The 11,675-nt window shown below is 65.4% G+C and carries 13 protein-coding genes; 10 read left to right on the top strand and 3 right to left on the bottom strand.

Features of this window, described 5'->3' with window-relative positions; translation table 11 throughout:
- Positions 1–59 precede the first annotated feature (59 nt).
- The 3 genes from AC2JAJ_RS04910 to AC2JAJ_RS04900 all read left to right on the top strand — a co-directional run bounded on the left by AC2JAJ_RS04910 (position 60) and on the right by AC2JAJ_RS04900 (position 2,639).
- Positions 60–827, top strand: coding sequence for a GAF and ANTAR domain-containing protein (locus AC2JAJ_RS04910; RefSeq protein ID WP_486416665.1), 768 nt, complete (start codon positions 60–62; stop codon positions 825–827).
- 81 nt (positions 828–908) lie between these two features.
- Entirely contained in the window at positions 909–1,529 is a 621-nt protein-coding gene (locus AC2JAJ_RS04905; RefSeq protein WP_486416666.1) for a hypothetical protein, read from the top strand.
- A gap of 69 nt (positions 1,530–1,598) precedes the next feature.
- The gene (locus AC2JAJ_RS04900; protein ID WP_473695072.1) at positions 1,599–2,639 is read left to right on the top strand and encodes an alpha/beta hydrolase; all 1,041 of its coding nucleotides are present in this window, start codon (positions 1,599–1,601) and stop codon (positions 2,637–2,639) included.
- On the opposite strand, the gene AC2JAJ_RS04895 is transcribed toward AC2JAJ_RS04900, so the two are convergent.
- Positions 2,636–3,472, bottom strand: coding sequence for an HAD-IIA family hydrolase (locus AC2JAJ_RS04895; RefSeq protein WP_188571777.1), 837 nt, complete (start codon positions 3,470–3,472; stop codon positions 2,636–2,638). The genes AC2JAJ_RS04900 and AC2JAJ_RS04895 overlap by 4 nt on opposite strands.
- An 84-nt stretch (positions 3,473–3,556) precedes the next feature.
- Here AC2JAJ_RS04895 and AC2JAJ_RS04890 point away from each other — a divergent pair, with 84 nt between their 5' ends.
- The 3 genes from AC2JAJ_RS04890 (at position 3,557) to AC2JAJ_RS04880 (ending at position 5,778) form a co-directional block, all read left to right on the top strand.
- Positions 3,557–4,213 carry a TrmH family RNA methyltransferase gene (locus AC2JAJ_RS04890; protein ID WP_486416667.1) on the top strand — a complete coding sequence of 219 codons (657 nt, stop codon included), beginning with the start codon at positions 3,557–3,559 and terminating at the stop codon, positions 4,211–4,213.
- A 122-nt stretch (positions 4,214–4,335) separates the two neighbouring features.
- Complete coding sequence (gene fbaA / locus AC2JAJ_RS04885; protein WP_486416668.1) at positions 4,336–5,355, top strand: class II fructose-bisphosphate aldolase; 1,020 nt, start codon at positions 4,336–4,338, stop codon at positions 5,353–5,355.
- Positions 5,356–5,778, top strand: a complete 423-nt coding sequence (locus AC2JAJ_RS04880; protein WP_221385419.1) for a DUF3151 domain-containing protein — start codon at positions 5,356–5,358, stop codon at positions 5,776–5,778.
- Between the two features lie 98 nt (positions 5,779–5,876).
- On the opposite strand, the gene AC2JAJ_RS04875 is transcribed toward AC2JAJ_RS04880, so the two are convergent.
- The gene (locus AC2JAJ_RS04875; RefSeq protein ID WP_221385420.1) at positions 5,877–6,509 is read right to left on the bottom strand and encodes a uracil-DNA glycosylase family protein; all 633 of its coding nucleotides are present in this window, start codon (positions 6,507–6,509) and stop codon (positions 5,877–5,879) included.
- Positions 6,510–6,765: 256 nt separating this feature from the next.
- On the opposite strand from AC2JAJ_RS04875, the gene AC2JAJ_RS04870 reads away from it, so the two are divergent.
- The 4 genes from AC2JAJ_RS04870 (at position 6,766) to AC2JAJ_RS04855 (ending at position 10,647) form a co-directional block, all read left to right on the top strand.
- Complete coding sequence (locus AC2JAJ_RS04870; RefSeq protein ID WP_486416669.1) at positions 6,766–7,866, top strand: M14 family zinc carboxypeptidase; 1,101 nt, start codon at positions 6,766–6,768, stop codon at positions 7,864–7,866.
- Between the two features lie 247 nt (positions 7,867–8,113).
- The gene (locus AC2JAJ_RS04865; protein ID WP_221385422.1) at positions 8,114–9,403 is read left to right on the top strand and encodes an adenylosuccinate synthase; all 1,290 of its coding nucleotides are present in this window, start codon (positions 8,114–8,116) and stop codon (positions 9,401–9,403) included.
- A 259-nt stretch (positions 9,404–9,662) separates the two neighbouring features.
- Positions 9,663–10,022 carry a YegP family protein gene (locus AC2JAJ_RS04860; RefSeq protein ID WP_221385423.1) on the top strand — a complete coding sequence of 120 codons (360 nt, stop codon included), beginning with the start codon at positions 9,663–9,665 and terminating at the stop codon, positions 10,020–10,022.
- A gap of 199 nt (positions 10,023–10,221) precedes the next feature.
- Positions 10,222–10,647 (top strand): CoA-binding protein, encoded by a 426-nt coding sequence (locus AC2JAJ_RS04855; protein ID WP_486416670.1) that lies wholly within the window; start codon positions 10,222–10,224, stop codon positions 10,645–10,647.
- Here AC2JAJ_RS04855 and AC2JAJ_RS04850 read toward each other — a convergent pair.
- Complete coding sequence (locus tag AC2JAJ_RS04850; protein ID WP_486416671.1) at positions 10,644–11,672, bottom strand: isopenicillin N synthase family dioxygenase; 1,029 nt, start codon at positions 11,670–11,672, stop codon at positions 10,644–10,646. The genes AC2JAJ_RS04855 and AC2JAJ_RS04850 overlap by 4 nt on opposite strands.
- Positions 11,673–11,675: the final 3 nt, after the last annotated feature.

The raw sequence follows: 11,675 nt of genomic DNA, 5'->3' as shown, positions 1-11,675 counted from the left end.
GGCACTGGGGCTGTCTTATCATGGGCTTTAACCTTTAGTACCTTTGGAGAACCTGCAGCATGCTCCCCCCCAGCCAGGCCCTGAGCGCCACTGACCAGGTCCAGAACCTTATTCTGGAAAGCGCCGACTTCGAGGAATTCCTCAACGAACTGGCGCGCTTCTCCGCGCACCAGATGGCAGGGGACGGGGACGACGCCCTGTGTGGCATCACATTGCTCCGCGACCGGAAGGCCGCCACCATTGGCTGGAGCAGTGCCGTCGCCCGGGAAGTGGACGAAATCCAGTACTCCCTTTCGCAGGGTCCGTGCCTCACCGCCGCCAAGGATGAGCGCGAAGTCTACGTTCCGGATTTGCTGCAGGAGGACCGGTGGGGACCGGACTACGCCGCCGCGGTTGCCTCATACGGGCTGCGGTCAGTCTTTTCCCTGCCCTTCAACCTGCAGGGCGAAGCCAAGGCAGCACTGAACCTCTATTCCGATTTTCCGCATAAGTTCGACGGGTCCGCTGCCGCGAGGGCCAGGGACTTCACCCGGGAAATTTCGCAGGCTCTGCGCCTGGCCGTACGGTTCTCGCTGCACGCTGACAGCGCCACCAACCTTCGTGCCACCCTGGAGTCGCGGACCATCATCGACATTGCAGTGGGAATCGTCATGGCGCAGAACCGCTGCAGCCAGGACGCCGCCGTCGAAATCCTCACCGAGGCGTCCAGCAACAGCAACAGGAAGCTGCGGGACATCGCCAAGTCGCTGGTGGATTCCGTGGGCGGGGCCGGCGCGCGGACGCACTACCAGGAACCTTCCAAGACGCGGCCGGGCGGCGCCGCCTGAGGTGTGGCTTGTGTGGTGCCGTCCCGCGGGTTACGCTTGCCGAGGTTGAGCCGTCGGCCATAGACCTCTTTTGGAGTACCTATGGACCGCGCGTTAGACGCTCTCGTTAACCTCGATGTCCCTGCTGACATCGTCCGGATTGAAGTCCGGGGGACCCTTCACAACGATTCCCGTGCCGAACTGGTCCACATCATCCGCCGGGTCCGGAGGATGGGCATCCGCTGCCGTATCTGTGTTGACCTCTCCCGTGCTGCGCTCGTCGAATCCTCCGCTCTGGCCGGGCTGCGCGCAGACCTGAACGCCATTGCCGCCAACTCCTTGCTGGGTGTTCCTTCCGCCGGGGTCGGCCTTCAGCTGGCGCCCTCCTCACATGACCGGGGCCTGCAGGACGAGTCGAGCCGCCAACCGATCCTGGTGGACGACGACGTCAGGGAGCTGTTCCCCGGGGGTGAGTTCGCAGGTGAATTCCCCCAACTCCCCGTGATGTGGATCGAGGAGCTGTACGGCCGCCCCCTGACCGCCTACACGGACGAGGAACTGCTCCAGGCCAGCGACTTCCTCTTTGCGCTGCTGGACAACCCGGAGGCACCCGACGGCGCGGACCTGCTGGGCCGCTACAACGACATCGGCCTCGAAATCCTACGCCGTCGGCAGAGCCCCCAGGCGCCTTACCCGGCCGCGGAGGGCCAGGCCGCCAGCTGACCCGGCGTCGCCGAAAGGTTACGTCCCGCTCCTTGCGGCGGTATCTTCCGATGTGCCTACGGTAGTGGTGTGCCGTTTGAGGGAGAAGTGAATCCGCAGGACCGGCGCGGGACTCCCCAGGCCCGGCTGCTGGCGGAGTCGGCTGCCCTGAAACGCTTCTCGCGCCGTTCCTTCCTCGGCGGGGCGGGCGCAGCCTCCCTGCTCGCCGCGGACATGCTGCTCACCCGTGAAGTGCAGTCGCAGCGGCGCACCACCAGGATCCTGCAGGTTGCCGACGATTTCGCCGACGCCTACTACCCGGACGCCAGCTGGTTCCTGTTCCCGGGGTATAAGACCAGCTGGGAAGAAGCGCAGTGGATCCTCAACACCCTCCGCGGCGCGCTTAACAAGCGCGCCCGGCTTGCCGCCGTCGGCTATTCCAACCTGGGGCTGAACATCACCGAGGTGGTCAACGCGGTCACCGACTACGTGGCCGCCGAGAAGATCACCAAGCTGTTCTTTTACGGCCACAGTTTCGGCGGCATGCTCGCCACCCAGGTGGCCGCACGGCTGCTTGCGCTGAACGGCATCCAGGTGCAGTTCATCCTCCTGGATTCCAGCCCCTACAGCGCACATGACGTGCTGGACCAGAGCTGGTTCGACGGCGTGGTGTTCCTCTACGAGCGCGGCTTCCGGTTCCCGTCCACGCTCCGCGGCGGGTACGAGCTGGGGGAGCGGATCATCCACAAGGACGAACGGAGCTGGCGGCAGATCCTGGACCAGACCCTCGAGCAGCTGTCCCCGATCGCCCCGTCGAACGTGCTGGTCCAGACCGAATCCGCATACATCTACCACTTCGACGGAAGCCAGTTTGCCGGGAAGCTCGGTACGGCCAAGATGGCCTACCTGGGCAATCCGAAGGACCAAACGGTGGCCTATGAAACCGCTGTGGAAACCTGGGCTGTGGTGTTCAAGGACAATATGGTCTCCAGCAACCTGCAGACCACCGGCGCGGCGCCGGCCCACGCCAGCCCCGGCTGGAACCCCCAGGTCTACCGGCCGCTCCTGACGGACCTGCTGGACGAGTACTTCCCGCTGCCCCGGGGCGGTTCCCGGGTGAGTATTTTCTAGATCTGGTTCTTCAGGTCCGCCACTGAGTTCAGGACCTGGTTTGGCCGGAACGGGTAGGCCGCAATGTCGTCCTTGTGGGTGATGCCGCTCAGGACCAGGACCGTGTGCAGCCCCGCTTCCATGCCGGCGATGATGTCGGTGTCCATCCGGTCCCCGATCATGGCGGTGGTCTCGGAGTGGGCGTCGATCTGGTTCATCGCGCTGCGGAACATCATGGGATTCGGTTTGCCCACAATGTACGGTTCGCGGCCGGTGGCCTTGGTGATCAGCGCGGCGATGGCGCCGGTGGCGGGCATGGGGCCGTCCTTTGACGGTCCCGTGGCATCGGGGTTGGTGGCGATGAAGCGGGCACCGGCGAGGATCAGGCGGATGGCCATGGTGATCGCCTCGAAAGAGTACGTGCGCGTCTCGCCGAGCACGACGAAGTCCGGGTTCTGGTCGGTGAGGATGAAGCCTGCCTCATGCAGCGCCGTCGTCAGCCCTGCCTCACCGATGGTGTACGCGCGGTTGCCTGATTCCGAACCCCCCGCGGACACCTGGTCCTTCAGGAACTGCGCCGTGGCCAGGGCGGAGGTCCAGATGTTCTCTTCCGGGATCTCCAGGCCGGAGGCGCGCAGGCGGGCGGCCAGGTCACGCGGGGTGAAGATGGAGTTGTTGGTCAGCACCAGGAAGCGCTTGGAGGTGTCCACCCAGCGTTGGATCAGTTCCGCGGCACCCGGAATCGGCTGGTTCTCGTGGACCAGCACGCCGTCCATGTCCGTCAGCCAGCACTCGATTTCCTGGCCGCTGCGGTACACCGCCGGGTTGCCTGCCACCTGGTCTGCTTCTGCCATGCCTGTCCTCCACGTGATGAATGCGCCTGTGCTGAAAGCCCGAAAGGACCAGTCTAGTGTTGAGGGGTGAACCAGACGCCCGCCATGACAGACGAACCCGACCACGCACCCGGGGAGGGTGCGCCGGAAAAGGCGGAGGTCGGCGTCGGGCCCTGGGAAGGGGAACTGCCGGAAGGCGACCATTGGGACCCCGACCTCCTGGCGGACGGCGACCGGCGGAACGTCCTGGACAAGTACCGCTACTGGAAGCACGAGGCAATCGTGGCGGAGCTGGATTCGCGCCGGCACAACTTCCACGTGGCCATCGAGAACTGGCAACATGACCTGAATATCGGCACCGTGGTGCGCACCGCAAATGCCTTCCTTGCCAAAGAGGTGCACATCATCGGCCGGCGCCGGTGGAACCGGCGGGGCGCGATGGTCACCGACCGCTACCAGCACATCCGCCACCACCCCACCGTTGGGGACTTCGTCCGGTGGGCCCAGGGGGAGGGGCTGGCGATCATCGGGGTCGACATCTTCCCGGACTCGGTGCCGCTGGAGACGTACGACCTGCCACGGGACTGCGTGCTGGTCTTCGGACAGGAGGGTCCGGGCCTCACGCCGGAGGTCCACCAGGCCGCCGTCGCCACCTTGTCCATCGAGCAGTTCGGCTCCACCCGGTCCATCAATGCCGCTTCCGCCGCAGCCATCGCAATGCACGCGTGGGTGCGCCGGCATGTCTTCAACCAGCACGTCTGAGTGTTACTGAGCGGTGACCCGAAACACTCTCCCGGCGCGGAAATGGCTAGGATGGTGCCAAGCCGTAAGCGGTCTACTTGAGGGTCATCCACCCACAGACGAAACTCAGCAGAGGAGCCAGCATGCCCATTGCAACCCCAGAGATCTACTCCGAGATGATCGACCGTGCGAAGGCGGGCGGCTTCGCGTTCCCGGCCGTTAACGTCACGTCCTCGCAGACGCTGAACGCCGCGCTGCGCGGTTTCGCCGACGCCGAGTCCGACGGCATCGTGCAGGTTTCCACCGGCGGTGCAGCCTACTGGTCCGGCGCCTCCACCAAGGACATGGTTGCCGGGTCCCTGGGCTTCGCAGCCTTCGCCCGCGAAGTGGCCAAGAACTACAACGTCAACATCGCGCTGCACACCGACCACTGCCCCAAGGACAAGCTGGACGGCTTCGTCCTGCCCCTGCTGGCCGCCTCCGAGGCCGAGGTCAAGGCAGGCCGCAACCCGCTGTTCAACTCCCACATGTGGGACGGCTCCGCCGAGACGCTGCAGGACAACCTCCGCATCGCCCGCGACCTGCTGCAGCGCACCGCCGCCGCGAAGATGATCCTCGAGGTCGAAATCGGCACGGTGGGCGGTGAAGAGGACGGCGTTGAGAACGAGATCAACGAAAAGCTCTACACCACCGTCGAGGACGCCCTGGCCACCGTTGAGGCACTGGGCTCCGGCGAGAACGGCCGCTACATCACGGCGCTGACCTTCGGCAACGTGCACGGCGTCTACAAGCCCGGCGGCGTCAAGCTGCGCCCGGAAATCCTCAAGGACATCCAGGCCCAGGTCGGCGCCAAGATCGGCAAGGACAACCCGTTCGACCTCGTCTTCCACGGCGGTTCCGGCTCCTCGGACCAGGAAATCGCGGACGCAGTCTCCTTCGGCGTGATCAAGATGAACATCGACACCGACACCCAGTACGCCTACACGCGTCCGGTGGCGCACCACATGTTCAAGAACTACGACGGCGTGCTCAAGGTTGACGGCGAAGTGGGCAACAAGAAGACCTACGACCCCCGCGTCTGGGGCGCCTCCGCCGAAGCCGGCCTGGCAGCCCGCGTGGTGGAAGCCACCAAGCAGCTCGGCTCGGCCGGAAAGACCTTCTAGGTGTCGGACGAATTCCGCAGGAACCTGATGGGCCCCGAGCCCACGCTCCTGCCTGCGGAAACCGAGGTCTACGGCCAGCTGGACGCCGGGCACGAGGCCCTGGACCTGGTGGCAAAGCACCCCACCTCCTCGCTGCTCTGGGCCATCCTGGCCGAGGAAGCCTGGAAGGAAGGCCGCACCATCGACTCCTACGCCTACGCCCGGGTGGGCTACCACCGCGGACTGGACTCGCTGCGCCGCAACGGCTGGCGCGGCGTGGGGCCCATCCCGTGGGAGCACGAGCCGAACCGCGGATTCCTGCGTGCGCTGTACTCCCTCGGCCGGGCTTCATCGGCCATCGGCGAGGCGGAGGAGCCGGAGCGGATCGAGAAGTTCCTCAATGACTCCGACCCCACGGCGAAGGCAGCCATGGAAGGCTCCTGACGCCACAAGGACTTAAAACGGACGACGGCGGGTGGTCACCTTTCGCATGAAAGGTGGCCACCCGCCGTCGTTACCTCTTAAGGCTGGACCTCTTCAGGCTAGGCTTTGTTGGCGATACCGGTACGGGCCATTGCGTCGGCGTAGGCCGCACGCATGTCCTCGAGGTACTCCTCCTGGCGCGCGGGGGAGCCGGCGAAGGCGCGGCCGCTGAGGGACCGGACCTTGTAGGTCTTCAGGCCGCGGCGCCACAGCAGGGGAACTTCGGTCTTGAGCAGCAGGTTGGCCAGGCGGTTGGCTTCGGTGCCGTGCGCCACGATCACCGAGGCGCGCGGGACCAGTGCCAGGAACTTGAGCAGGGGCTTGAGGCCGGCCTGCACCTGATCAGGGGTGAACTTTCCGTTGGGTTCGCCCGGGACGTGCCAAGGGTGGACGTTCCATGGCATCACGAACTCGGGGCGCAGGCCCAGCTTCCACTGGATGCCGAGCATGCGCGTGGCGGCGTCCTGGTCGCCGGCGGTGATGAAGCCCGACTTGTCGGCCTCGCCGATGTTGGAGAACAGGCTGATAATGCGGCATTCCTCCACGTCATGCATGGGGTCGACGTAGGGCACTACCGTCCCGGGGCGGCCTTCCTGCAGGGAATCGCACAGTTCGTTGATGGCTGCGACGCTGGGTTCGTAGCGGCGGTTCAGGAGCTGTTCGTGGAATGTTTCGGGGGCCAGGGCGGTCATGAAGTGCTGGTTCTCCTGCGGGGATTGGCGTTGCTTCCGCCGCCGAAAACGGCACGCGGGGGCGCGACTGGTCAGCGGCGGTTAATTGGGGATGGACCAACTCCTGGTCGGCCTCGTCCAGTTTACCAAGCCCCGGGAAGTGACGTGCCGGTGTGGGCGACCGAAAATGGACTTACAGGGTTTGTCGATTTAATTGACAGAATCCGTCCAGCTTGGTTGGCTCGAGTCACAGCCGAATGAGGGACATTGCGGCTGCATGCACCACCGCACTCGAAGAAGAGGAAACCGCACCGTGAAGAAATCCCTGGCAACCTTCAGGAACCTGGCCCTGACCGGAGCCCTCGCGCTCGCCGTCGTGGCCGGCCCCGCCCCCTTGGCACACGCCGTGGGTGAAGGGCCCACCTACGACGGCAACGGCCAGATCACCACCACAAAACTGGCAACCTATGACCAGATGGTCTCCTTCCTGAAGGACCAGGACGCCAAGCAGCCGGCCATGGAGCTGGAAGTCATCGGCAAGACCGTCAAAGGCCGGGACATCCACCTGGTCAAGTACATCTCGGACCCGGCCAAGCCCACCATCCTGTACCTGACCCAGCAGCACGGCAACGAGCAGCTCACCACGGAGGGCGCGCTGGAGTTCGTCAAGCACCTGGGAACCGGCAAATCGGCGGACACCCTGAACGGCGTGAACATCCTCATCCTTCCGATGCTGAACGCGGACGGCGCCATGGGGGACGTGAACTTCTCCCTGGATGACTACCTCGCCAAGGGCGACCGCCACCTCACCCGCTACAACGCCGAGGGCGTGGACCTGAACCGCGACCACGTGGCCAAGATCCAGCCCGAAACCCAGGCGCTGCACAACAACGTGATGCGCAAGTACCGGATCGACTACATGATCGACCTGCACCACCAAGGCACCCGCGCCGAGCGCGACGGCAAGCTGGTGTCAGGTTCCGTCCTGTACCCCACCACGCCGAACGCCGACCCCGCCGTCGTCGAAAAGTCCAAGCAGCTCGGCGCCGTGGTCTTCAACAATGTCGACTCCACGGGCTGGGGCCACCTGGGCAAGTACCAGGGCGGCAGCGCCGAGACCATCAGCCGCAACGGCATTTCGGTGGAGTACGGGATCGCCACGCTGCTCTTCGAGATGCGTGGCATGTCTGACCACTACCTGGACGGCTACGCGCTGGGGCAGCGCAGCAACGGCTACCTGATCAAGCAGACGGTCACCACCCTGACGTCCACGGCCGCAGCCATCGCGGACGGGTCCATTGCCGACGCCGACACCACCTTCTGGGACACCCTCGCCGAACAGACGTCCCGGCCAGCCGGGGAAGCCGACGACGAATAACCAGCCACCGGGAGGCCGCCGCGGTCCTTTACCCTGCATCAAGAACCGCGGCGGCCCAACAAGTGGACAAAGTGCGCCATCGGCTAAACTTGGGTGGTAAGAGCCCCGGGGCCATTGCGTTCGCCGATCCGTGCTGCGGAAACGGCGGAGGCCGGTCCGCTCGGGGCATTCTCATGAACGGCGCTGCGTCTGGTCCGCCACCTCCGTGGCCGGCCCCGGGCAGCCCGAACGAATGGGGGAGGATCCCATGCCAGCAATTGTGATCGTAGGAGCCCAGTGGGGCGACGAAGGTAAAGGCAAGGCCACCGACCTGCTGGGCGGCCGTGTTGACTACGTCGTCAAGCCCAACGGCGGCAACAACGCCGGGCACACCGTCGTCGTAGGCGGTGAAAAGTACGAACTCAAACTGCTGCCCGCAGGCATTCTCAGCCCCAACGCAGTCCCCATTATCGGCAACGGCTGCGTGGTGAACCTCGAGGCACTCTTCCAGGAGATTGACGGCCTGCAGGCCCGCGGCGCCGACACCTCGAAGCTCCGCGTCTCGGCCAACGCGCACCTCGTGGCCCCATACCACCAGGTCCTGGACAAGGTCACCGAACGCTTCCTTGGCAAGCGTGCCATCGGCACCACCGGCCGCGGCATCGGCCCCGCCTACATGGACAAGGTGGCCCGTCTCGGCATCCGCGTCCAGGACGTCTTCGACGAATCCATCCTCCGCCAGAAGGTGGAAGGCTCGCTGCGCCAGAAGAACGAACTCCTGGTCAAGGTCTACAACCGCCGCAGCGTAGTGGTGGACGAGATCGTCGACTACTTCCTGTCCTTCGCCGAACGGCTCCGCCCGCTGGTCATCGACAGCACCCTGGTCCTCAACTCCGCGCTGGACGAGGGCAAGGTGGTCCTGATGGAAGGCGGCCAGGCAACCTTCCTGGACGTCGACCACGGCACCTACCCGTTCGTGACCTCCTCCAACCCCACTGCCGGCGGTGCGTCGGTGGGTTCCGGCATCGGCCCCACCCGCATCTCGCGCTCCATCGGCATCATCAAGGCCTACACCACGCGCGTTGGGGCAGGTCCGTTCCCCACGGAGCTCTTCGATGAGATGGGCGTCTACCTGCAGAAGACCGGCGGCGAGTTCGGCGTCAACACCGGCCGGCCGCGCCGCTGCGGCTGGTACGACGCCGTCCTGGCCCGCCACGCCTCCCGCGTCAACGGCTTCACGGACTACTTCGTCACCAAGTTGGACGTGCTGACCGGCATTGAACAGATCCCGGTGTGCGTGGCCTACGACGTGGACGGCGTCCGCCATGACGAGATGCCCATGACCCAGACCGAGTTCCACCACGCGAAGCCGATCTTCGAGTACTTCGACGGCTGGACCGAGGACATCACCGGCGCCCGCACCCTCGCGGACCTGCCGGAGAACGCCCGCAACTACGTGCTTGCCCTGGAGAAGCTCTCCGGAACCCGCTTCTCTGCCATTGGGGTCGGGCCCGACCGGGACCAGACGATCGTGGTCAACGACCTCATCAACGACTGATCCCCGCCCTTAAGGGATTCACGACGGCGGCGGCGCACCTTGGCGGGTGGGCCGCCGCCGCTGTTTCCACGGTGGGCAGCAATTTACACAGGCTTAACCCGCATGGTCTTGTAAGCCTGCACGCTGGGGCGCCAGAATTTTTAGCACCATTTGAACTGATCAGCAGACGGTTCCAGCAGACTCCCAATGGACGGCGCAGCGGTGCGCGCCCCGGATGGGCCGCCGCCGGCAGGACCGCGCAGACCGGAAGGAAACCATCGTGGCAGGAAATTTCGAAGTCTTCCTTGACCCGGAGTCGCTGTACAGGTTCCGCCTGCTGGCGCCCGACGGTACGGTGATGGCCGTGTCCGGTGCGTTCGAGGATAAAAGGGGTGTGGCAGCAGGCATCGCTGCGGTGCGTGAATGTGCGGGTACGGGCTTGGTCACCGACCTATGCCCGCCGGGAGCCGTAGCCCGTCCGGCGGCCGGCGGTGCCGGTATTCCCGCGGAGCCGCCCGCCGTCGTCGTTCCTGCCTGCGACGATCAGCGCCTGCCCTCAAGACTGCACGCTTTTGCACCGGCCAAAGGGCCGCGCCGGCAGGCGACGCTGCCCCGCTGGACCAGGGCAGCGGTCCGCTGAGGGCCGGAGGAAGAAAGTTTTTAAAAAACTTTTGAAAAGGCGTAACCCTTTTGGGGGTGCCAACGATTACCCCTGTGTAGCGCCGGCCTGGAACATGTCCCCCATCACGTTCCAGGCCGGCTCTTCCTTTTTGCCGGTTTCGGCGACGCAGTTTCGGCGCGGGCCGTGGGCCGCCCTCCCTGCCGCGTAGGCTAATCGCATGGGCCACATAAACGATCCCGCAGTCATTGAACGACTCATGCGCACCAAGGGGAGGTGGGCCATCGTCGGCTTGTCCACCAACGAATGGCGTGCCGCCTACGACACGTCCCTGTTCATCCGGGACCGGATGGGCATGGAAATCATCCCCGTCAACCTGCCCGGGGATGCGGTGCACGGGGAGACCGGCTACCGCACGCTCGGTGACATTCCGGCGGAAAAGCGGCCCATCGACGTCGTCGACTGTTTTGTGAACTCGCAGAAGGTGGGCGATGTGGTGGACCAGGCCATTGCCGTCGGTGCCAAGGCCGTATGGCTGCAGCTGGGAGTCATTGACGAAGCCGCCGCAGAGCGCGCCAAGGCAGCCGGCCTGGACGTGGTAATGAACGCCTGCCCCGCCCAGCTCGCGTGGAAGTACAACCTCTAGCGGATCATCAGTTGGGGATAGTGCCGCTCCGTGACGTCGGGATGTGCGCGCATCCGGCCTTTGAGCATGTTGAGCCCGAAGGTGGACAGCAGCGGATTGCCCGGATCGTCGGTGATGCCGCGCGCCTGGGCTTTCAACTCCGGCGGCAGGGGCACCGGGCCGATCTCGGCATCGAGGCGCGGAGACCAGAAAAACGGGACCGAGTAGCGGTCCACCCCCGGCGGCGGAGCCTGGACGCGGTGGATGGTGGCCGCCAGGTAGCCCTCGGTGGCCACTTCCAGCATCTCCCCGAGGTTCACCACGAGGGCACCGCGAAGGGGCTCCACGGGCAACCATTCGGTGGTGCCGGGAGGCAGGACTTCAAGGCCGCCGACGTCGTCCTGGAGCAGGAGGGTGACGAAGCCATAGTCGGCGTGCGAACCCACGCCCTGGTCGCCGGCCGCTTCCACCACGCCGCCGACGTAGTGCACGAGCTTGCCCATCCATGCCGGGGTGTCCCGGAACGGCTCATCGAAGTAGTCTTCGGGCAGCTGCAGGGACACTGCGATGGCCCTCAGGAGTTCCATGCCCACCTCTGACATCAGCTCTGCCCAGGCCATCGCCGCCGGCTTGAGTTCCGGAAAGGACTCGTCCGGCCAGAGGTTGGGGCCCTGCAGCAGCCAGTACGGCTGGTCGGCCGGATAGTCCTTCACGGGGGCGCGTTCGGGGGAGTAGTCGATCTGTTCGCGCGCGTCCGCCCTGCCCTGCGTCACCTCGGTTCCCATCCGGGTGTAGCCGCGGAAATGCGGCGACAGACGGTTGTCCAGCTTCATCCGCTCCTCGAGGGGCAGGTCGAAGAAGCGCCGGACCACATCCAGGAGGTCCTCTGCCTGGCCGGGGGACCCGCCGTACCCGGTGACCTGGAAGAACCCCACATCATGGGTGGCGTGCCGCAGCTGCTCGATGAACTCGGGGCGGAACGAGCCGTAGGGCTGCCGTGCACTACTCAGATCCAGAACAGGTATGGCTCCCTGGTCATGTGACATCCT

It is taken from the genome of Arthrobacter sp. MOO21, assembly GCF_057369995.2.
This window is presented reverse-complemented; position numbering and strand designations above follow the sequence as displayed.

Bases quoted from the DNA above. Each gene is read 5' to 3' on its own strand.
- AC2JAJ_RS04910 (WP_486416665.1), top strand. From the start codon at position 60: ATGCTCCCCCCCAGCCAGGCCCTGAGCGCCACTGACCAGGTCCAGAAC.
- AC2JAJ_RS04905 (WP_486416666.1), top strand. From the start codon at position 909: ATGGACCGCGCGTTAGACGCTCTCGTTAACCTCGATGTCCCTGCTGAC.
- AC2JAJ_RS04895 (WP_188571777.1), bottom strand. From the start codon at position 3,472: ATGGCAGAAGCAGACCAGGTGGCAGGCAACCCGGCGGTGTACCGCAGC.
- AC2JAJ_RS04890 (WP_486416667.1), top strand. From the start codon at position 3,557: ATGACAGACGAACCCGACCACGCACCCGGGGAGGGTGCGCCGGAAAAG.
- fbaA (WP_486416668.1), top strand. From the start codon at position 4,336: ATGCCCATTGCAACCCCAGAGATCTACTCCGAGATGATCGACCGTGCG.
- AC2JAJ_RS04875 (WP_221385420.1), bottom strand. From the start codon at position 6,509: ATGACCGCCCTGGCCCCCGAAACATTCCACGAACAGCTCCTGAACCGC.
- AC2JAJ_RS04870 (WP_486416669.1), top strand. From the start codon at position 6,766: ATGCACCACCGCACTCGAAGAAGAGGAAACCGCACCGTGAAGAAATCC.
- AC2JAJ_RS04865 (WP_221385422.1), top strand. From the start codon at position 8,114: ATGCCAGCAATTGTGATCGTAGGAGCCCAGTGGGGCGACGAAGGTAAA.
- AC2JAJ_RS04855 (WP_486416670.1), top strand. From the start codon at position 10,222: ATGGGCCACATAAACGATCCCGCAGTCATTGAACGACTCATGCGCACC.
- AC2JAJ_RS04850 (WP_486416671.1), bottom strand. From the start codon at position 11,672: ATGTCACATGACCAGGGAGCCATACCTGTTCTGGATCTGAGTAGTGCA.